Origin of the sequence: Akkermansia sp. KLE1798, from assembly GCF_001580195.1 — a bacterium.
Classification (GTDB): domain Bacteria; phylum Verrucomicrobiota; class Verrucomicrobiia; order Verrucomicrobiales; family Akkermansiaceae; genus Akkermansia; species Akkermansia biwaensis.
Window position 1 is genome coordinate 62,800 of the sequence record NZ_KQ971062.1, and the last position, 20,486, is coordinate 83,285.

The following is a 20,486-nucleotide window of genomic DNA, read 5'->3' on the forward strand; positions in this document are numbered from 1 at the left end:
TTAATGGAGGAGGTTTCTCAGGGATGCGAGGCGCGCTTCGTCCAGCGTCTCCCAGGGAAGGTCCGGCTTGGTGAAGTGCCCGTAATGGGTCGTCTGACGGTAGATGGGCCGCAGCAGGTCCAGCTGGGTGACCATGTCCGCGGGTTTGAAAGAGAAAATGCCTTCCAGCGCGTCTTCAATAGCGTTTTCCGCCACTTTTCCGGTGCCGAAGGTGTCCACGCGGATGGATACCGGCGTGGGGTAGCCGATGGCGTAGGCCACCTGAAGCTCGCATTTGTCCGCCAGTCCGGCGGCCACGATGTGCTTGGCCACCCAGCGGCACATGTACGCGGCGGACCGGTCCACCTTGGACGGGTCCTTGCCGGAGAAGGCACCGCCGCCGTGACGCCCCATTCCCCCGTACGTGTCAACAATGATCTTGCGCCCCGTCAGCCCGGAATCCCCATGGGGGCCGCCTACCACGAATTTGCCAGTGGGGTTGATGAAGTATTCCGTTTTTTCATCCAGCAGTTCTTCAGGCAGGACGCTTTTGACCAGCTTTTTGCAGTAGTCGGAGATCGTTTCATGGCTTACGTCCTCCGTATGCTGGGTGGAAATGACCACGTTTTCAATATGGGCCGGACGCCCGTCCTTGTCATAAGCCACGGCCACCTGGGACTTGCAGTCCGGGCGCAGCCAGTCCACATGGCCCCGCTTGCGGCGTTTGGCCAGTTCAATAAGAATTCTGTGGGCGAACACGATCGGGGCCGGAAGAAGTTCCGGAGTTTCGTTTGTGGCGAAGCCGAACATGATGCCCTGGTCCCCCGCGCCCTGTTCCGCATGGCCCTTGCCCTCCGCCTCGCGAGCGTCCACGCCCTGTGCAATGTCCGGGGACTGTTCCGTGAGAAGGTTCGTGAAAAAGACAGTGTCCGCATGGAACACGTCGTCATCCTGCCCGTTGCAGTAGCCGATCTCCCGGATGGCCTGGCGGGCGATTTTTTCCGGATTGATGACCGCCTTGGTCGTCAGTTCCCCGGCAATGATGACCATGTTGCTTTTCACCAGGGTTTCGCACGCGACGCGGCTAGTTTTGTCTTGAGCCAGGCAGGCGTCTAAAATAGAGTCGGAAATGTAGTCGGCCACTTTGTCCGGGTGGCCTTCTCCTACGGATTCCGAGGTGAAGATGTGAGGGTTGTTTTTACTCATATCGATAAATCGTGATGCGTTGATATATTATTCTGCCATGAAGTCAATCCTAAAAACGCTAAAACTCCTGACAGACCCCACCCGTCTGCGCATCATCAACGTTCTGGATGAAGAATCCCTGAGCGTTGCGGAACTTCAGGAAATTCTCGGCATGGGGCAGAGCCGCATCTCCACCCAGCTGGCCCAGTTGCGGCAGGAAGGGCTGGTGGAAGACACGCGCTCCGGAAAGAACGTCTTTTACACGCTTTCCCTGGCCGACGACCTGCACAACGTAGCGCTGAAGGCCTGTGAGGAACTGCCGGAGGCGGAGGCGGACAAAAAGGCCCTCCAGGTCATTCTGGACAAACGCAGAAACCGCACGCAGGCCTATTTTGACGAAGTGGTGTGCCGTCTGGGGAAGAATTACGCCCCCGGCCGCTCATGGAAGGCGCTGGCCGGGGCGCTGCTCCGCATCCTGAATTACGACGTTGTCGCCGACCTAGGGGCGGGAGAGGGGTTCGTTTCCCAGCTTATTTCCCCCAGCGCCAAAAGGGTCATTGCAGTGGACAATTCCCCCAGCATGGTGGAACTGGGGCAGGAACTGGCCCGCAAGCACGGCCTGGACAATCTGGAATACCGCCTGGGAGACATTGAATCCCCCCCCATTGAGCACGGCACGGTGGACCTGGCCCTGCTCAGCCAGGCCCTGCACCATGCGCACAAGCCCGCCAAAGCGCTGGAAGCCGCCTGGAACATCCTTAAACCGGGCGGATGCCTGGTCGTTCTTGACCTGCTCCAGCACGGCCAGGAGGAGGCGCGGGAACTGTATGCGGACCGCTGGCTGGGCTTCACCCCGGCCGCTCTCGAGAGCATGCTGAAAGAAGCGGGATTCGGGAACATTCACACGGACATCGTGGACAGGGAGCCGGAACCGCCCCATTTCCAGACCCTGATGGCCGCCGCGTGGAAGAGGGAAAACGGAAACCGTCCGTAACCCGCCTTTTTCAGATAAAAAGACTCCGAATCAACGCTTATATTTTGATGAACATAAAAACTACCTTGATTATTTCCGGCTGTCTCCTTGCCGCGGCACTGAGCATCTATGGGATGGTTTCCTCCCGCGAACCTTCGCCGGAGGAATTGTACCGGCAATACATGGAGTTACCTCCATCCCAGCGGCTTGGCCAGAGAGACAAGCTTCTGCAAAAAGCGGCGCAGGGAGGGCATGGGCCGGCCATGCTCCAAATGACGAAGGATATCTTCATGGACAAAGAGAGCCTCTTCTCTAAAGATTACGAGTTCTGGCTGAAAAAAGCGGCCGACACGGGAGGAAACCCGGCAGTTCAAATGGACGTGTATCATCATGTTGATCTTCCGGAGGAGGAACTTTTCAGCTATTTGACTAAAGCCGCCGGGCAGTCTTACGGACCCGCTCTTTGGGAATTGGGCTGTATTTACTCATCATTCAACAATTACAACATTGTACCAGACGAGCAAAGAGCCCTTGCCCTCTTCCGGCAGGCGGCGGAGGCCAATGATTCCAATGCCCTTTATCTCCTCTATCTTCTGGACCGGTTGAACATCTTTCCCTTAACGGAAGCGGAGAAGAAAACGGACTTTTACCAACGCTACCGGAGGGCACTCGGCAGGCATGACAAGCCGCTTCCCTCCTTTACAGACATTCATGAACTGGATCCAATTGAATATGAATTTGTGTTCAGGTTCCTTCTGAAATCCATGATTGCCAATGAAAAAGTAAAATCGGCTTTAAAAAATATTGATGAGGAGGCGTTTCAGAATGTTTCCGAAGATCTTTCCTGAAGCTCCACAGGTTGACTAATGCCGGAGATGCTCAGTTCTCCGGCACGAGTTCGTCAGCAGAGCGTTCTTCCGGAAACGGACGCTTTCCGGACTGCAGGGATTCCCTCAATTCCTGGACGATGGCCGTTGTCCGCTCCACGGACAGGTCTTCCTTGCCTTCAATTTCCTCATCCACCAGGGCTTTCATTTCCTCGAGAAGGAGGTTTGGTTCCAGACGGTAGTTGAGCAATACGCGGAACAACTCTCTGCCGGCCTCCTGCACGGGAACGGCCGGGAAGTCCTTGACGCTTTTCAGGCTCTTTTCCTCAAAGGAGTTCAGAAGCCCTGCATAACGGCGGAAAGCGCGCTGGAATTCCTCCGGGCATGCAGATACGTCCACGGAGGAAAGATAACGCCGGAAGGCTATTTCCGCGGCCAGGTGGACGGATGGGTCTTCCGCGGATTCCGCCAGCCAGGCCTCCTTCTGCTTCAAGCACACGAGCAGGAGCACCTTTCTCATGGCTTCCCTCTGCCTGCCCGCGGGGCCGTTTTTCAATCTGACCAGATCCAGGTCCAGTTCCGAAGCGCCCGGGCTGGCCACATCCTGGGCCGGGCATACCTCCAACGCCGCCGCCATCACAACGAAGGACAGCCATTTCCCCATACATTCCCGGAGGTACGCCATTGCGGTCAGCAATTACACGAAAAACTCCGTAAAAGCAATCCAAATCCAGCCTGTACCGGGCATGCCTCATGCCGTGAGCGGAGATTGACGGGAAAAGCGGGATATGCGAAAGATCACCCTATGCTTTTCGCAGTAGTGATTTTCCTTTCCCTGGTGGTGCTTGGCGTCATTGCAGCGCTGCGCTTCACCAAGGGCGTCATTCCGCTGCGAACTTATGAATCCCGCGAATTGCCGGGATTTCCCGGTCCCGCGGGGCTGATCCGCCGTTTGGACGGCGCGGAAAAACGGCGGAGGAAACTGGCGGAAGCCCGCACACCCGGCGTGGATGAAAACGGACTGATCAGCCTGCCGCCCGCCTGGGAAGGCAAGGTGACCGCAGGACGGATGGCCTGTGTGGCCCATACCTGGGCGCTAAGCATTCTGGTCAAGGAAAACGCGGAAGCGGCAAAAGCCCGCAAAACGGCCATCGCACGCGCCACGATGATTCCCTTTTTCACCGGTCTAGTTCTGCTGGGCATGATAGCGGCGGGCCTTCTGAAATTCCAGATTGCCCTGGCCATAGGCCTGGCATGCTGGGCTTTCTTTACCTTCTCCGCCATTCCTACCCAGTTCCGGGAATGGAAAGCCGCGGAAATGGCCAAATCCGGGCTTAAGGAAGCCGGACTCTGGCCCCAGCTTCCCTCGGACGCCATGGCCATTGAACAGTGCCTGAAAGCACTGACCTGGTGCCATGTAGCCGGTTTCCGGCGCATCCTGCCCAGGTAGGCGGCAGGGGACGGCGGCATGCTGCATTTCGCCGGATAATCCGGCTTTTGGGAGAAAAAAATCTTGAATCGGCAGGGCGTGTAACCCACTCTTTCACCGTCGTCAAATTTTACTTCTTCTCCCTCTTTCCGCATGAATGAATCAGTCAACCCCATCGTTAAATATTTTTCCGAGTTCAAGATACTAAAAACCGTCTCCAAAGATTTCTGGCTCACGAACGTCGTCCAGTTTTTTGACGGCATGGCCTACTTCTCCATGATCACGGTGTTCGTTCTTTATCTGACGGATTATTGCAGTTTCAACGATGCCGACGCGGCCCTGTGGGTGGGGTTGTATACCCTGTTTATCTCCGCCTTCGTGTTTGCAGTGGGTTCCATCTGCGACATCATCGGCATCCGGCGCGCCTACCTGATCGGCTTCATCATCCTCATCACCGGACGCCTCATCATGGGGCTGGGCCCGGATATCTGCCCCACGGTGGATAGCGGACGCCTGGCCGTCATGACGGGCATCCTGATCATGTCGTTCGGCACGGCGTTCATGTCTCCCGTCATTCAGACTTCCATCCGGCGCTTTTCCCCGCTGAAGGCGCGCTCCACGGGTTTCAACATCTATTACCTGCTGATGAATATTTCCGCCGTCGTCGCGAACGTGTTCCTGATCGAATTTTTCCGGGAACACTTCGGGGCCGTGGACAGCGGTTTCTGGATCATCAATTTCGGTACGCTGATGGTGCTGCTGGGCTGCATCACCACCCGGTTCATTGATGAAAACAATTTCGCTGAGCCGAGCGAAAAGGAAGCGAACCTCAAAGCTCCGCAACGCCGCCCCCTCCAGCTTTTCAGGGAGGTCTGGAAGGAATCCGCCTTCCGCAAGCTGATCCTGTTCCTTGTCCTCACCATGGGCGTGCGCATCGTCTTCACGCTGCAATTCCTCGTCATGCCCAAGTATTATGTGCGCACGCTTTACGATGATTTCGCCATCGGCACCATCAATGCCATCAACCCGGCCATCATCGTTTCCGGGCTCATCCTTCTCATTCCCCTGCTGGGGCGCTTCTCCACCGTCAGCCTGATGATCGTGGGCATGTCCATCTCCGCATTTTCCCTTGTTTTCATGGCCATTCCCATCGAATGGTACTATGTGGTCCCCGGAATTGAAACACGCTCCCAGGCGTATCTGGTGGCCATCGTGGCCCAGATTCTGGTCTTTGCATTCGGCGAATTGCTGTTCTCCCCCCGTTTTTCCGAATATGTGGCACGCGTAGCTCCCAAGGACAAGGTGGCCTCCTACATGTCCCTGGCCGCCCTGCCCATGTTCATCGCCAAGCCCATCAACGGGATCATCGGCGGCCTGCTCGTAGCCTACCTCTGCTACGACGGCATCTGCGCCAAGATGGACACCGGGCACATCGGTTTCTGGTCCTCTCCGGAATTCATGTGGACCATTTACCTCGCACTGGCCGTCATCAGTCCCATTGCCATCATCATGACCCGCAAGACCATTACTTCCGACCATCCGGAAGAGGATGCGGACTCACCGCCCATTGAAGCCATTGAAACGGAAACAGACCCGGCCGTGACGGCGGAAGAACTTACGGAAGCCAACTCCTGACAAAACGAGACGATGAACCAACACACGCGCGACATCATTCTGGACTCCCTCGTCCTGGTAGCCTTCAGTTCCATCCTCGGCGGCCTCAGCCTGCTGATCTCCAAATCTTTCTCAGGGGAGGACAATCCGGCTCTGGACCTCATCACCGTCATGAAAAAGGCGGAGTCCAAGGAAGTGAATGCGTCCACGGAAAAGGAGGAACGGGAAGCCCGGGAAAAGGGCATGCAGGAATTTGAACAGAATCTGGAAAAAGGGGAAGAACTGGCTAAAAAACAAGGGAAAGCCTTTGTCAACATGACGGACCAGCACGGCAGAACCCCCGTCATGTGGGTGTGCTACGCCAATTACAATAATATTGAAACCACGCTCAAGCTGGAAGCCAAGCGGGCTCCCTATCTGGGAAGACTGTTGCAGGATCCCCGCCTGCAGATCGACCAGAAGGACAAGGACGGCTGGACCGCCCTGCACTGGGCCTCCTGGAGCGGGCTGGACCGCCTGTCCGAGATGTTGATTGGGAAAGAGGCGGACATCAATAACAAGGAGGATAACGGTTTCACGCCCCTGATGCTGGCGGCCATGCGCGGCAATATCCAGGTAGTCGCCCTCCTGCTGGACAAAGGAGCGGACATGAACGCCGTCAACAAATTCGGAAAAACCGCCCTTCAACTCGCGGAAGAGGGGGCCGCAGCCTACCAGGCCAGCTTTGACCTGACCAAAACGAAAGTCGACAAGACTCCGCTTGATATCTTTACGGAGGCCTATGAAAAGGTCGTCTCCGCCACATACCCCGAACACGTTCCCGAATTCATGGAAGCCATGAAAACCGCCGTCGGCCGCCAGGCTTTTACGGAAACCGACTACGCACTCCAAGTCATCACGCGCAGCCTGATTTCCAGGGAACTGCTCTCGGAGAAAACTGCCGACAAGTTCAAGAAGGAAATCATGGAAGCGGTCTCCGAGCACTCCCAGAAAATCGACGTGCGCGGCGTGGCTTTTGAGTACACCGTGGACCTGCTCCGCAAGGCGGCGGCGAAATAACCGATCTAGAAAATAAATTTCCTGCCCCACACCCGGCCGGCTTCACGGGGAAGCTTTTCCCCGGCTTTCAAAAAACACCCGGCCCACTCCCCTATATCATCCTCCACTCCCCGGGCGATGACAGCGATGCCTTCCCGAAAGTACAATTCCCACGCCATTTCAGGCCCAGGCAATGAAGTCAGGATGGGACAGAATGTATGGAAATGAGGCGGATGGGGAAGGAAAGTTGCTGCCAGAGTTTGTTTTAGTGAAAAAGTTCGCTTCCTGTTTTCCCCTAAAGAGACGGCATAACCGCTATTAACAGGGCTGGGAAAAATGAAAAGTCCGCTGCCGGAGAATTCCGGTCAAATGATGAGCTCCGTCTTAAAAACAGATATTTACGGCTCTTTTGAATGCTCCATGAGGGATTCAATCATCGCATATACTTTTTCTGCCTGTGGAATGTTTAGCAATCCGTTCATTTTGCCCGTTTCATCCGTCTCATAGGCATTGACCTCTCCTTTGCCGAATAATTTATCCAGACAGGCACTAACACGGGTTCTGCGTGAAATATAGACGCTTCCCAGTAATTCATGGTGCATCTGCAAGGAGATATACGGCTCATCTTTCCAGAGAAACTGTCGTAATTCGTTTTCCTCCGCCAGAAAAACACGTTTGGAAGTGATAAAATAATCAGTCCGGGAAAGCCTTTTTTTCCACCGGGCCGGAGAGAAGACCAACAAGCACCCCACCGGGAAAAAGACAAGAAGCATCAGGAGGAGCGCCCAGAAAATAAAAGAGAATCCAGACTGGGAAACGACCCTGAAAAGCATGGATGCCACCCATGCAGATGCGAGAATAAACGGCACGCCTATCATCAATTCCATACGGGTCTGCCTATTAAAAGCATAGGGAATGGGCGCCGTCATCATCAGAAGTTCCTCTCCGGCCCCCATCTCTTTCATTACCCTTCCGTAATGGACGTCAAACAGGATGGAATGACTTTCGTGTTCTTCGTTCCGTACATTCAGCGGCGCAGTGCACGAAGAAGCGCTTGAATCATCCTTCTCCTCAGTCACTTTCTCCTTACCCAGACCCGGTTCAAACCATTCCATCATGAAATGGCTGATGGAATACGGCTGAATGGGAAAGATAAAAACCAGAATAAAGAAGACGATGCATGATAAGTAGGAAGGCAAGAAAAGAGACGCATCCAGGCTCACCCCTCCCCACCGTTGCAAGGCATGCTGCGACAGGAGATTGACTAGCCACAGCGTGCCATAAATAACATGCGGCAGAATAAGAATAATGACGCTTGTCATTCTGACGAGCCTGTTCAACCCCCCTACATATTTTCCACGGTTTTGCTCCGGAACATTTTTATTCTTTATCTGCTGAAAAAGGGATAGAAAGACGCCCGGCCACGTGCACAACCAATACCAAACTTCATTAATGATGAAAAATACAAGAAGCTGAAAAAGCAGAGCCGAACTCCAGTTTTGCGAAAGGGTGTTTGCCTGTACAAACACACAGGCAAACACAGCGAACGATACAATATAAATAATGGCTGTACGAATCACTTTTTTATTCATAAATGATTTACATTAAATTACCGACGGAATATTTCATTAAGCAAAGGAGCCTCTTCCCTTTATTCATTGCATTTCTTCATCAATCCACCAGTTTTTTTGTCCATTCCAGGAAATCATCCATCCCGTCGGAAAATACTTTTAACACCACCACTTCTTTCGGTCCCGTATAAGAATAATTGCGTCCTGTAAACGGAACTGACTCCCCCTGGTCTTCACTGAGAAATATCTCCGTCAAATCATTCAACCCGACTCTCATATCCCATAAAAAACCTGTATTCATAGAAAATCCAGGAGATATATTGAGAAGAACCGCCAGTTCCTCCCTGGACAACTTGTGGTAATAAAGGCAGAAACTCTTCACCCGTTTTTCATAGAAATTCCTGAGTTGCTTCAATGATATTTTCTTTTCTTCGTAAGCGGAAACGAATCTTTTGAGCTCCTGCTGCAGTTGTGCAACCTCATTCCTTATTTTTATAGCCTTTTTAAAAGGGCCTTCTTGCCTATCCGTCATTTCAGTTTGTTTTCCCGTATTTTTTACCTCATCCGCTGTGCAAATGCTCCATGCCAGCAAAGGACACAGGCTGATGATGATTACTTTTGTTTTCATACTGTTTATTTTCTTGATTGATAAATTTCCAATAATCTCTTGTATGCTTCTTCCAGTAACGGTATCGCGGCTTTCGTCGCAGCGCTTTCCCCCCACTTCACTCCATCATTCGTTCCATATTTCTGTTCCAATTCCTCCAGAACTTTAGGAGGTAATGTTGTTAATCTAAAACCAGGAGCCCACTTCTCATTCAATGCATCCATGGCTGTATTCCTTTTCTCCTGGGTGTCATAAACTTTTTTCAATTCAGGCACTACTTTTTCTACCGTTTCGGGTAATTCCTTATTGATTGTTTCCTTAACACTTTCAAATTTTTTGTCCCTATTCACAGAGTAGTTGATATTTTCAGATTATGTCTTTAGCCTTTGTTGTTTTTTATACAATGCGTTGTTCAAGATCAATTTATTTTTCGGAATTTCTTCCATTTCAATAAGATGCCATTTCCTACGGCACGATCACACTTCCACCACGGCAGGAAGAAAAAGTATCAGCCTTCCCTCCCCCTGAACCCCGGTTCCAGCATCAGTCACTTTAATCTTGACGAGTTTAAGATGCCTTTTTACGATCCGCCCCATACCATGGTTGGAGCATTGCGCAACGGCATCATGCTGCTCACCCTTCTGCTGGTCATCATAGGCGGGATGGGCATGGTTTCCGTATGCCCGTGCCATGAGGAGATTTTCCTGTTCTCCTGCTCCTGCCATGAAAAGGCCGCCGACTGCGGCTGTGGCGGCCACGATTCCCATTCCACGGATTCCATTCCCGCCGCAGACCATCGGTGCGAACACGGTCAACTGGAGATTGACGGTCCAGTTGTTCCGGCCGTTTCTTCTCCGGTTTCCCTTCCCTGCATCGTCTGGCAAGTATTGCCGGATTTCCATCAACTGGTCCACGTTCTTCTTTTGACAAGCCAGACGGCGGAGCCCCCGGCTCCGGTTCCTCCCGACCCGCTGGCGGACGACGACACGGGACATGCGGGCTTTCAACGCCCCCTTCTGATTTAGAGAGGATTTTTCAAGGAACGCCTTTTGGCGGCGTTTCCGTTTTTCGCCTGTTTTTTGAATCCGGGCATTTCCTTTTTTCCGCGGAATCGTCTTCCGCATTGTCCAACCCAAATTGGACTCCCTTGTTTACCCATCTCTTTCACTACATGAAATCCATACCACTTTATTCCGGGCTGGGCCTGCTGGCTCTCCTGGCATCATGCAGCGTTTACAAGAACGCCCCCATTGACCTGAACGCGGAGGAAGCCGCGTGGAGACAGGAGTCCGGGAGCATCGGCCGCAATACTGCCGTCACCCAGGTCCAGGCGCGCCAGATAGGCCTGATCCTGAATCCGGACCTGAACAAGGCGCGCCTGAAGCTGGCTTCCAGCAAGGAGGCAGCCAAACAAGCGGGCTGGTGGAATGATCCCTCCTTTTCCTGGGACATTGAACAAGTCCTGCAGGAGAATACGCTCAACATGTCCGGCAGCCTGGGCTTCACGATTCCCGTCACCGGCCTTCCCGCCCTGGAGAAGAAGGTGGCGGAACAGTACAAGGAAGCGGATTTCTGGCTGCTGCGGCAGGCGGAACTGGATTTTCTCCGTTCCCTGGACCAGGCCTGGAGCAAGCTGGCCGTTACGCAACGCCGCAAGTCCGTGATTCAGGACCGTCTGGCCGTGCTGAAGAAGGAGAACGGCATGATCGAAAAGCTGATCGGCGCGGGAGAAGTTGAGTTTTCCTCACGCCAGGTGGCCTCCCAGCGCATGAACGACGCCATCCGTGAATTCCAGAATGTCACGGAGGCGGAACTGGAGCAGCAGATGGAACTGGTCAAGATGATGGGCATGCACCCTTCCAGCGTTCCAAGGCTCCGCTTCCTCACCGGACAGGGCTTCAGCCTTCCCGCCGCCGTAGCCGCCCCGTCCCCCACCGCGCTGATGGAGTCTCCCAAGGTAAAAGCCCAAATGGCCACTTATGCCACTACGGAAACCCTGCTAAAGACCGAAATCCGCAGGCAGTATCCGGAACTGGAACTGGGGCCGTCCTTCACCCGCGACGACGGGGAGAAGGAAGTAGGAGGGGAAATAGGTTTCAACATTCCCCTCTGGAACCGCAACCGCAAGGCCATTGCGGAGGCGCGCGGCGCCCGGAATACGGCCCGTCTGGAAACCGTCCAGCTTTGGAAAACGGAGTTGTTCAACGCCCGCCAGCTTGAGGCCACCCAGCAGATGGTGATCCGCCACTGCCGGACCGAGCTTCAGCGCATGGAGTCCTTTTCTTCTTCCGTCCAGACCATGGAGAAGCTGCACGGCATTGGGGAAACCTCTCTGCTGGAACTGGCGGAAAACCGCCACCAGCTTTACGAAAGCCGCCTGGCATTCCTGGATAGTCTGGACAAGCTGCTGGGTATTCAGGCACAGCTGCGCTACATCACCCACGCCAATCTTCAATCAAAATAGTTCATTCACCTCCATCAACCATTTTTACAAACATGAAACGTCTTTATTTTTCCATCATTCTGGGGATTGCCCCCGTTTTCGGCCTCAGCCCCGTTCTCGGCGCCCAGGAGGCTTCCGCAGAACACAACCACGCCGACGGCACTCCCTGCACGGCAGACCACGGCCATGACGAACACCAGCACAAGGAGGGGGAAACCTGCACGGACGACCACGGCCACAAGGAGCATATTCATCCGGACGGCTCCGTCTGCACCAGCGACCACGGCCATGAAGGCCACCAGCATGCGGAAGGGGAGGCCTGCACAGACGACCATGGCCACAAGGAGCATATTCATCCGGACGGCGCCGTCTGCACCGGCGACCACGACCATGAAGGCCACCAGCATGCGGAAGGGGAGGCTTGCACAGACGACCATGATCACGATCACGGCAAGCTCTCAGCAGGAGGTGCCGGCGTCCTGGCGGACATGATTCCCCTGCACGTAGATGAAAAAGCCCGCCATTCCCTGGACATGCGCTTTGAGAAGGTGACCGCCGTGCCCCACGGGGCGGAAAAGACCCTGCACGGCCAGATGGTCATTCCTCCGCACGCCGTGAATACCTACGCCCTTCCCGCGGCGGGCCGGGTCACGTTCCACGTGAAATCCGCCCAGCAGGTGCGCAAGGGCCAGCTCCTGTATACGCTGGCCTCTCCGGATATTGTGGAGATGGAGGGAGCAGCCGCCCAGGCCAAAGCGGAACTGAACCGCTGCATTGCAGACCTGGCCGCCCTCAAGGAACGCCGGGACACGCTGGAAAAGATAGGGACCAAGAACAGCGAGCTGAACACCACCATCCGGTTCAAGGAGACGGAGGAAGAGAGCCTGAAAGCCGCCCTGAAGGCCAGTGAAAACAAATTGAAACTGGCAACCGCTTCCGGAGAGCTGAAAGACAATCTGCTTTACGTGCACGCCGCCGCGGACGGCTCCGTGCAGTCCGTGGACATGACCCAGGGGGCCTGGGGGGAACAGGGCGCGCCCGCGCTCGTGATGACCAACAAGGGGGAGCTGGAATTCGCCACCACTATTTACGGGGCGGACCCCGTTCATTACGCCAAGGCCCAGCTTGCGCTGACCCGGGGAAAGAATACGGAGCTGCTGGACGGTTCTCTGAGGGTGGCGGATCAGGTGGACCCCGCCACACAGTCACGCGCCCTGTATTTTACGCCGGACCGCCTGCCGGAAGGCACGCATGCCGGACAGCTTGCACGGCTGGACCTGTATTCCCGCGATTCCGCCACGGACGGTTTCATTCCCGTACCGAACAGCGCCGTGGTGAAAGTGGGAGTGAATGACGTGGTGTTTATCAAGACGGGAGAGGACGCCTTTGTCATGAAGAAGGTGCAGATACTGCCCGCCCGCCAGGGAAAGACGCCCGTGAAGGGCCTGATTCCCGGCCAGACCATCGTCACGAAGGGAGGGTATGAGCTGAAGTATATTCTGCCCGCGGAAGGTTCAGGCAGCAAGAAAGCAGCCGGGCATTTCCATGCGGACGGACAGTTCCACGAAGGAGAGCACTGAATAATGGCCAAAGACGAAAGATTAAAGAGAGAATGAATCGGTGCCTGGTTTTCGAAATATTTTCCCCGATCCTTAATCATCAGCATTCAATCACCAAGAGTTTATGAATTTTCTCATCTCATTCTGCCTGAATAACAGAATTACCGTGATTCTGCTGACGCTCGCCCTGGCGGTGATCAGCATTTTCGTGGTGAAGAATATTCCGGTGGACGTGTTCCCGGAGTTGAAGGTGCCGCGCGTCACCATCCAGACGGAAGCCCCCGGCCTGACGGCGGAGGAAGTGGAGCAGTATATCACCATTCCCATTGAGTCCGCCATGAACGGCACGGCCGGAGTGAAGGGGGTGCGCTCTTCATCCGGCAGCGGCCTTTCCTTCGTGTGGGTGGATTTCGACTGGGACAAGGATATTTACCAGGCGCGCCAGATCGTGGCGGAACGTCTGGCCGCGGTTCGGGACACCCTGCCGGAGAATACATCCCCGGAACTGGCCCCCATCGTTTCCGTGACGGGGGAGATTATGCTGATTGCCCTGACGGGGGACAAGGATACTTCCACGCTGGATATGCGGCAGCTTGCGGAGTACAAGCTGCGCACGCGTCTGCTGGCTATTCCCGGCGTGGGCCAGGTGACGGTGCTGGGCGGCCGCCTGCCGGAATACCAGGTGGTTTACGATCCCAACAGGCTGAAGCTGGCCGGAGTTGATCTTTCCAACCTGAAAACGGCTATTGAAGAGTCCCAGTCTTCCGTGCCCGCCGGGTATCTGGAAGACGTGGCCGGGCAGGAGCTTCCCATTCAGCAGGATACCCGCACGGCCAATATCGAACAGCTCAACCGCGCCCTGGTTCCGGGGCATCCTTCCGGCATTCTACGACTTCAGGACGTGGCAGAGGTGAAGATCGACGGAGCTCCGCGGCGCGGCGACGCCGGTTTCATGGGAGAGGATGCCGTGGTGCTTTCCGTGCAGAAGGTGCCCGGAGCCAATACGCTGGCACTGACGCAAGCCGTGGATGCGGCCATGAAGGAGTTCAGCCAGAGCCAGCTTCCCAAGGGAATGAAGCTGCACACCAGCGCGTACCGCCAGGCGGATTTCATCGAGATGTCCCTGGAGAACGGCACGGAAACGCTGCTCATAGCGGGCGCCGTCGTCATGATCGTGATTTTCCTGACTCTGCTGAACCTGCGGACGGCGATTATTACGCTGATTTCCATGCCCCTGTCCGTCCTGTTCGGGATGATGATGTTTCCGGTTTTCGGGCTGGCGATCAATATCATGACGCTGGGCGGCCTGGCCGTGGCCGTGGGGGATGTGGTGGATAACGCCATCATTTTCGTGGAAATAGCGTGGCGGCATTTGAACCGGAACGCCGCCCTGCCGGAAGAACAGCGAAAGAGCAAGTATGAAGTGCTGATGGAGGCCAAGGGAGAGATCGTGGGGTCCATTTCCTTCTCCTCCGTGATCATCCTGCTGGTGTTTACCCCGGTTCTTTTCCTGTCCGGGCTGGAAGGCCAGTTTTTCCGCCCCCTGGGCATTTCCTACATGCTGGCCCTGCTTTCCTCCCTCATCGTAGCCGTCACCATCACGCCGGTACTGTGCTACATGTGGTTCAAGAAGAGCAAGAACGCCGCTACGCTGGAGAGCGGGGATTCCTTCAGCTCCCGCCTCATCAAGCGCATTTACACGCCCGTACTGGAGTTCTGCCTGCGTTTTTCCAAGACGGTCTGCGCCATCATGGCGGCCGTCACCCTGCTGGCCCTGTGGCTGGGCTCCACTTTCGGCACGAGCTTCCTGCCTCCGTTTAACGAAGATTGCTATACGGTGTTCGTCAGCACGGTGCCGGGAACGTCCCTGGACGAAACGGAGCGCATTTCCCGCAAGGTGATGAAGGATATAGAACACATCCCCGGCGTGCTGAGCGTTACCCAGCGCACGGGGCGTGCTGAGAACGACGAGCACGCGGAACCTGTCAGCGCCTCCGAGCTGCTTGTCCGGGTGGACCTGAACAAGGACCAGAAGGAATTGCGCGCCTCCATCAAGAAGTGCATTGACGATATTCCCGGCACCAGTTCCATGATCGGCTACCCGCTGGCCCACCGCATCAGTTCCGCCTTGTCCGGTTCCAATTCCGAAATCGCGATCAATATTTACGGAACGGAACTGCCCCAGCTACGGCTGGCGGCACAGAAGGCCAAGGAGATTCTGGCTTCCCTGCCGGAAGTGGCCGACGCACGCGCCAACCGGGAGATTATGGTGGATACCATTCGCGTGCAGTACGACCAGGAGGCCCTGGCCTCCCACGGCCTGACCATGGCCAATGCCGCGGAACAGGTTTCCACCGCCATGAACGGCCAGAAGCTGGGAGAGGTGATCAAGAATCAGGATCACTGGAATATCGTTCTCCGCATCGACCCCAAGCTGAAGACGTCCATGGAGGATGTCAAGAGTCTGGAACTTATTTCCCCGGACAAAAAGACCGTGCGCCTGGACGACGTGGCCCAAGTGTACCGGGAGGAGGTTTCCAACCTGATTCTGAGAGACAATACGATGCGGAAAGCCATGATTTCCTGCAATCCCTCCCCCAATTCCAACCTGGGAGACCTGGCGAAGGCATGCCGGGAGAAGCTGGACCCGGTCATGAACGCCATGGGCTGCACCGTTGATTATGACGGCACCATCAAGGCAAGGGAGTCGGCCTCCGAACGGCTTTACGTGCTGGGGGCCATCGTGATGGTGCTGATCGTGCTGCTCCTGTCCTCCGCCCTGGGAAGCGTGCGCCGCGCCATGCTGACGCTGGTGAATATTCCGCTGTGCCTGGTGGGCGGCATCGTGGCCGTTTTTCTGGCGTCTCCGGGTACCCTGTCCTCCCTGTTCGGCGCCACATATATTCCGCCCATTCTGTCCGTGGCTTCCATCGTCGGGTTCGTGACCGTCATCGGCTTTGCCATCCGCAGCGGCCTGATTCTGCTCAACAGGTACCGGGCTCTGGAACACAGGGGAATGGCCCCTGTGGAAGCCATCCGGGAAGGATCGCGTGAACGCGTGGTTCCCATTATCATGACGTCCCTGACCACGGTTCTGGGCCTGCTGCCGCTGATCTGGGCCATTGACAAGCCCGGCGGCGAATTGCTCGGCCCCCTGGCCATCGTGCAGTTTGGCGGCCTGGTTTCAGCCACCATCCTGAACCTGCTCATTATTCCGGCTACGGCCAAATTGTTTTCCCGCTGGATTTCGGCCCGAAGGAAAGAGCTGGAATCCAAGTCCTGACCAGACGGGATTCCAGACGGCGGAACCGGGGAATAGACGAGGACCCGGCTCCGCCCTTTACAATAACAGACGTAACAAGTCCTTGCATTTCCAGATCATAAGGAGCACACATGGTTTTATTATTCCCTCCATATGACCAAACGGAGATCCACCAGAGAGCATTTGCTCAATACGGGAGCCATGATCGCCAGCGAATCCGGATTACGCGGCCTTACCGTACGCGGCCTGTCCCTGCGTGCAGGAACCAATCCGGGAAGTTTCGTCTATCATTTCGGAAACCGCGACGCCTTTTTGAATGAATTGCTGGAACGCTGGTATGAGCCCCTGTTTACCGGCGTCAGGACGCATGCCAATATTCATTTGCCCTCCTTAAAAAAACTGGAGATTATTCTGGAGGATATTATGGATTTCCTCCTTCTCCACGGAGAGTTTATCGCCCAGCTGGTGCTGGACGCCCTGGCAGGGGAAAAGGAGGCCATCCGCTTTATTTCCGGGCTGCATACGCGGCATCCTTTCGTGCTGCTGGAGACCATTCAGGCGGCCCAGGAGGAAGGGTCCATCGTGAGCGGGAATCCCATGAACGTTCTTATTTATCTGGTTTGCTGCGGCGGCGCGCCTTTCATTCTTTCCGGCCAACTCCAGGTACACGATTCCCAGGCAGCCCGTCCCGTTCTGGAGTTACTGGGGTCCATTCTCAGTGATCCGGACAGCGCCAGACAGCGCATGCACTGGGCCCTGAACGGCATCCGCCAGGGAGAACGCACTTGAGCATCCACGCCAAACCTCTTCCTTCACGCCAGTAAGGCGGCATAAGAGGCAAGGCGCCTCTCGGAATGCCGCCATGATGGGCCGGCTCTGCTTTCCGGTCTCTGTTTTTCGATTTCCCTGAAAAATACGCGGCCCGTAAACAAGTACGTTTACGGGCCGCTTTCAATCATTCCGCAAAAAAGAGAGAGTTACCTCGGCCGGTGAGGCCGATGGTGGGGACGAGGGGGAGGGGGCGGCGGATGGTGATGATTCCAGTCATTGCGGTACCTGTCCTTGTCACGGTCGTGCTGGACGGCCGCACCAATGGCCGCCCCGGCAGCCAGGGCGCCCACGCCAATGGCGGCAGCGCCTCCGGGGGTTACTGCCGTATTCCCGTAGCTGTCCGTCGTGCATGACGGCAACAGGGAAAGGGACAGTCCCGCCAGCGGAAGAAGCCAGAAAGATTTCATGTACTTGTTCATGGTTCGGAAAATGGTTTAATGAATCATGGGCCATCAGGTCCACACCCGTAAAGCGCGGACAAGGTTCCCTTTTTGTCTAAATATGTCACGCACCCGTCAACAACGGACCGTCAGCCGGACATCAAAACGCAAAAAACCGCATGCACGGCATTACTGCGGCATGCGGTCCGGTGAAGCTGTATTCTTAAAGGGAAGGTTTTATTTTTTATCCCCAACCGGCTCAATCCTTACGGGACTCTGGACATCAAAAAGAGCCTTGCGGCGCACATAGCCATTCCGCTGCAAATCGAGAACAAACGCACTGGACGGGAATTTCTCGGCCAGTTCACGGTAGAAGGTTCCGGCCGCAACGCTGTCCTTTCCAGCCCTAGCGATATCGCCCAGACACATGGTGGCAAAAGCGGAAAACGTGGGATCACCGGAATCAACCACGGAACGGAACAGGCTTGCCGCCTGGTCCGCCTTGCCGCCGTTCATCAAACGGCAGGCCAGCGTAACGGATGCCTGGGCTTTCCATTCTTCCGTGGGAGCGGAATCAATGAACTCCTTCATTTTGGAGATGCCTTCCTCTTCCTTTCCGGCATTCCACAGGGCGACGGCCTGCAGATAGGAAGCCGTGACGGCGGCTCGCGAGTCATCAAAGTCAGCCATGACCTGCTGAAGGCCCTGTTCATTCAGGGAAATCTCTCCGGTGGCCGGAGATTCAGGCATGGCGGCCACCAGGGCGGCTCCGGCCTTTTTCTCCATGGATTCCTGCATGCCGTTGTAAATGATCCAGCCGGCGGCGCCAAGAATGCACAGCAACACGATCAAGGCAATCTTGCCGTAATGCTCATCCAGAAATTGCTCATGTTTGGCCGGTCCGACGGAAATTTCCGCAAAAGCGCTTCCATCCCCCATGGGCATATTGTCCATGGCCCGCTTAATATCCTTGATATCCATAGTACGTTGAAGAGGGTTCTACAGTGTTGCGCCGACCAAATCAATCAGCTTTTTACTTATCTTCGCCATGTTCCAGGAGCTGGAGGGAATCTCTCAGCCCCAGATTCCGGTAAATCTGGCGAGTGGCGCGGCTCTGGTTGAGCGTGTAAAAATGGATGCCGTCCACGCCGGCGTCCAGCAGTTCCGCGCATTGGCTGGAAGCATACTGGATGCCCACTTCCTGTATGGCTTCCGCATTGCCCCCGGCACGCTTCAGGGCCTTGAGCAGCCGGGCGGGGAAGCAGGTTCCTCCGGATAGTTCCGCCATGCGGTTCATGCCGGACAGGCTGGTGACGGGCATGATGCCAGCCAGAACAGGCACCTTGATTCCGGCCAGCAGACAACGTTCCCGGTAATCCAGGAAACAGTGGTTGTCAAAAAACAGCTGGGTGCAGATATAGTCCGCCCCGGCATCCACCTTGGCTTTAAGAAAGTCCATTTCCCGCAGACGGTTGGGGGTGGAGGGGTGGCCTTCAGGGAAACCCGCCACGCCAATGGCAAAACCGTCCGGGTCCGGATGGCGACCGGATTCATTGTATTCACGAATACATGCTACCAGATCCACCGCATATCTGAAGGCATCCGCCGAACGGTCATAATGTTCCACGCCGCGGGGGGGATCGCCGCGCAGCGCCAGCACCGCGCGCACTCCCGCCTGGGCGTACCGGTCCAAAATGTTCCATATTTCCTCCCGGCTGTGCCCTACGCAAGTGAGGTGGGGCACCGTGGGAATGCGGGATTCATTCTGGATGCGCAAAACGACTTCACGCGTCAGTTCCCTGGTGGAGCCGCCCGCGCCATACGTCACGCTGACAAAACTGGGCCGGTAGGGCTCCAGTTCACGAATGGTCTGGTACAAGGCGGCTGCCGCCTGTTCGTTTTTGGGCGGAAAGAATTCAAAGGACAGGGTGGGACCGGCGTCCGACTGCAATCTTTCTTTCAAGTGCACGTCTTTTCTTTTTTGCTTGGATGCATCCGGCGGGGCGGATCAGGGTTCCATGGGAACAACAAAAGGCTCGGGCGCCGAGGAGGCGGGCGCAGCAACGGGAGCGCCGTCGGCAGGGTTCGCATTGTTTTCGTCCAGCTCAGGCAGACCGGCATGCCAACTTGCAGGGGGAATAATCACCTCATCCCCTGGCTTGAGAGGTTCCTTATCGTTGCTGTCAAAGAGTTTGTTGCGTTTCACATAGGACTGGTAGGTCTTGCCGTCCGGATCAACGCCATCCACGATCAGAGCGGCGAAGATGCCCCCGCGGCGGCGGATGCCCAGTTCCTGGCCCACCGTCAATTCCGGCTTGCCGATCGCCTGGAACAACACGAGGTTGGCTTCACGGATGTATTCCGTCACCCTGCCCACCTGCTCGGCGTCCCTGATGTCGTTGAGCCACTGAAGCTGGGGATCCCCTTTTTCCAAATTCCGCCGTACCAGAAGGGCACGTTCTTGTTCCGCTACATCCTGGCGGCGGCGCAGGTCTTCATTTTCCTTTTTCATCCGTTCCAGTTCCGCCGTTGCATGGGCCAGTTCCTCAACCATCACGGGGTCCGCCACCACCGCCGGCTGCATGGACGCCGGAGCGGCCTGCGTGGGCATGGGCAGATAAGGAGACGGAGCATTCGCGGCAGGCGCCGAAGAAGAGACGGCAAGCTGCTGCTGTTGCTGGAGGACGTCCATTCTTCCGGAAAGATTCACGTATATCAGTCCCAGCACAGCCAGGGCCACTACCAGAAGCACCAGAATAACGATACGGAAATTGCTCATAGGTCAGGA

The 20,486-nt window shown here is 55.8% G+C and carries 19 protein-coding genes; 10 read left to right on the forward strand and 9 right to left on the reverse strand.

The genetic code is table 11. From position 1 onward, the window contains the following. On the reverse strand, nt 1–1,185 hold the full coding sequence (gene metK / locus HMPREF3039_RS00350; protein ID WP_067570672.1) for a methionine adenosyltransferase: 1,185 nt from the start codon (nt 1,183–1,185) through the stop codon (nt 1–3). Nucleotides 1,186–1,222: 37 nt separating this feature from the next. On the opposite strand from metK, the gene HMPREF3039_RS00355 reads away from it, so the two are divergent. Next, a complete protein-coding gene (locus HMPREF3039_RS00355; protein ID WP_067570673.1) occupies nt 1,223–2,158 on the forward strand; it encodes an ArsR/SmtB family transcription factor in 936 nt (311 codons plus the stop codon). Between the two features lie 47 nt (nt 2,159–2,205). Next, entirely contained in the window at nt 2,206–2,985 is a 780-nt protein-coding gene (locus HMPREF3039_RS00360; protein WP_067570674.1) for an SEL1-like repeat protein, read from the forward strand. 31 nt (nt 2,986–3,016) lie between these two features. Here HMPREF3039_RS00360 and HMPREF3039_RS00365 read toward each other — a convergent pair whose 3' ends face one another. Beyond that, nucleotides 3,017–3,628 (reverse strand): hypothetical protein, encoded by a 612-nt coding sequence (locus HMPREF3039_RS00365; protein ID WP_067981712.1) that lies wholly within the window; start codon nt 3,626–3,628, stop codon nt 3,017–3,019. 141 nt (nt 3,629–3,769) lie between these two features. Here HMPREF3039_RS00365 and HMPREF3039_RS00370 point away from each other — a divergent pair, with 141 nt between their 5' ends. The 3 genes from HMPREF3039_RS00370 (at nt 3,770) to HMPREF3039_RS00380 (ending at nt 7,066) form a co-directional block, all read left to right on the forward strand. Beyond that, nucleotides 3,770–4,414, forward strand: a complete 645-nt coding sequence (locus HMPREF3039_RS00370) for a hypothetical protein (RefSeq protein WP_067981715.1) — start codon at nt 3,770–3,772, stop codon at nt 4,412–4,414. A 132-nt stretch (nt 4,415–4,546) separates the two neighbouring features. Next, nucleotides 4,547–6,028 (forward strand): MFS transporter, encoded by a 1,482-nt coding sequence (locus tag HMPREF3039_RS00375; RefSeq protein WP_067570677.1) that lies wholly within the window; start codon nt 4,547–4,549, stop codon nt 6,026–6,028. A gap of 12 nt (nt 6,029–6,040) precedes the next feature. After that, nucleotides 6,041–7,066 carry an ankyrin repeat domain-containing protein gene (locus HMPREF3039_RS00380; protein WP_067570678.1) on the forward strand — a complete coding sequence of 342 codons (1,026 nt, stop codon included), beginning with the start codon at nt 6,041–6,043 and terminating at the stop codon, nt 7,064–7,066. A gap of 377 nt (nt 7,067–7,443) precedes the next feature. Here the strand turns inward: HMPREF3039_RS00380 and HMPREF3039_RS00385 are convergent, their stop codons facing one another. The 3 genes from HMPREF3039_RS00385 to HMPREF3039_RS00395 form a co-directional block, all read right to left on the reverse strand. Beyond that, complete coding sequence (locus tag HMPREF3039_RS00385) at nt 7,444–8,637, reverse strand: hypothetical protein (protein WP_067570679.1); 1,194 nt, start codon at nt 8,635–8,637, stop codon at nt 7,444–7,446. A gap of 79 nt (nt 8,638–8,716) precedes the next feature. Further along, nucleotides 8,717–9,244, reverse strand: a complete 528-nt coding sequence (locus HMPREF3039_RS00390) for a hypothetical protein (RefSeq protein WP_067570681.1) — start codon at nt 9,242–9,244, stop codon at nt 8,717–8,719. A 5-nt stretch (nt 9,245–9,249) separates the two neighbouring features. Next, nucleotides 9,250–9,573 (reverse strand): hypothetical protein, encoded by a 324-nt coding sequence (locus HMPREF3039_RS00395; RefSeq protein ID WP_067570683.1) that lies wholly within the window; start codon nt 9,571–9,573, stop codon nt 9,250–9,252. Nucleotides 9,574–9,795: 222 nt separating this feature from the next. On the opposite strand from HMPREF3039_RS00395, the gene HMPREF3039_RS00400 reads away from it, so the two are divergent. The 5 genes from HMPREF3039_RS00400 to HMPREF3039_RS00420 all read left to right on the forward strand — a co-directional run bounded on the left by HMPREF3039_RS00400 (nt 9,796) and on the right by HMPREF3039_RS00420 (nt 17,276). Continuing rightward, nucleotides 9,796–10,248 (forward strand): hypothetical protein, encoded by a 453-nt coding sequence (locus HMPREF3039_RS00400; protein WP_067570685.1) that lies wholly within the window; start codon nt 9,796–9,798, stop codon nt 10,246–10,248. Nucleotides 10,249–10,394: 146 nt separating this feature from the next. Then, entirely contained in the window at nt 10,395–11,687 is a 1,293-nt protein-coding gene (locus HMPREF3039_RS00405; protein WP_067570687.1) for a TolC family protein, read from the forward strand. Between the two features lie 32 nt (nt 11,688–11,719). Next, nucleotides 11,720–13,246, forward strand: a complete 1,527-nt coding sequence (locus tag HMPREF3039_RS00410; RefSeq protein ID WP_067570689.1) for a hypothetical protein — start codon at nt 11,720–11,722, stop codon at nt 13,244–13,246. A gap of 103 nt (nt 13,247–13,349) precedes the next feature. Then, entirely contained in the window at nt 13,350–16,508 is a 3,159-nt protein-coding gene (locus tag HMPREF3039_RS00415; protein ID WP_067570691.1) for an efflux RND transporter permease subunit, read from the forward strand. Between the two features lie 132 nt (nt 16,509–16,640). Then, nucleotides 16,641–17,276, forward strand: a complete 636-nt coding sequence (locus HMPREF3039_RS00420; RefSeq protein ID WP_067570693.1) for a TetR/AcrR family transcriptional regulator — start codon at nt 16,641–16,643, stop codon at nt 17,274–17,276. Nucleotides 17,277–17,464: 188 nt separating this feature from the next. On the opposite strand, the gene HMPREF3039_RS00425 is transcribed toward HMPREF3039_RS00420, so the two are convergent. The 4 genes from HMPREF3039_RS00425 to HMPREF3039_RS00440 all read right to left on the reverse strand — a co-directional run bounded on the left by HMPREF3039_RS00425 (nt 17,465) and on the right by HMPREF3039_RS00440 (nt 20,477). After that, complete coding sequence (locus HMPREF3039_RS00425; RefSeq protein ID WP_197483312.1) at nt 17,465–17,725, reverse strand: hypothetical protein; 261 nt, start codon at nt 17,723–17,725, stop codon at nt 17,465–17,467. A gap of 210 nt (nt 17,726–17,935) precedes the next feature. Continuing rightward, entirely contained in the window at nt 17,936–18,652 is a 717-nt protein-coding gene (locus tag HMPREF3039_RS00430) for a tetratricopeptide repeat protein (protein ID WP_167506683.1), read from the reverse strand. A 79-nt stretch (nt 18,653–18,731) separates the two neighbouring features. Beyond that, on the reverse strand, nt 18,732–19,667 hold the full coding sequence (metF, locus tag HMPREF3039_RS00435) for a methylenetetrahydrofolate reductase [NAD(P)H] (RefSeq protein ID WP_067570702.1): 936 nt from the start codon (nt 19,665–19,667) through the stop codon (nt 18,732–18,734). A gap of 39 nt (nt 19,668–19,706) precedes the next feature. Continuing rightward, a complete protein-coding gene (locus HMPREF3039_RS00440) occupies nt 19,707–20,477 on the reverse strand; it encodes a hypothetical protein (RefSeq protein WP_067951826.1) in 771 nt (256 codons plus the stop codon). Between the last annotated feature and the right edge of the window lie 9 nt (nt 20,478–20,486).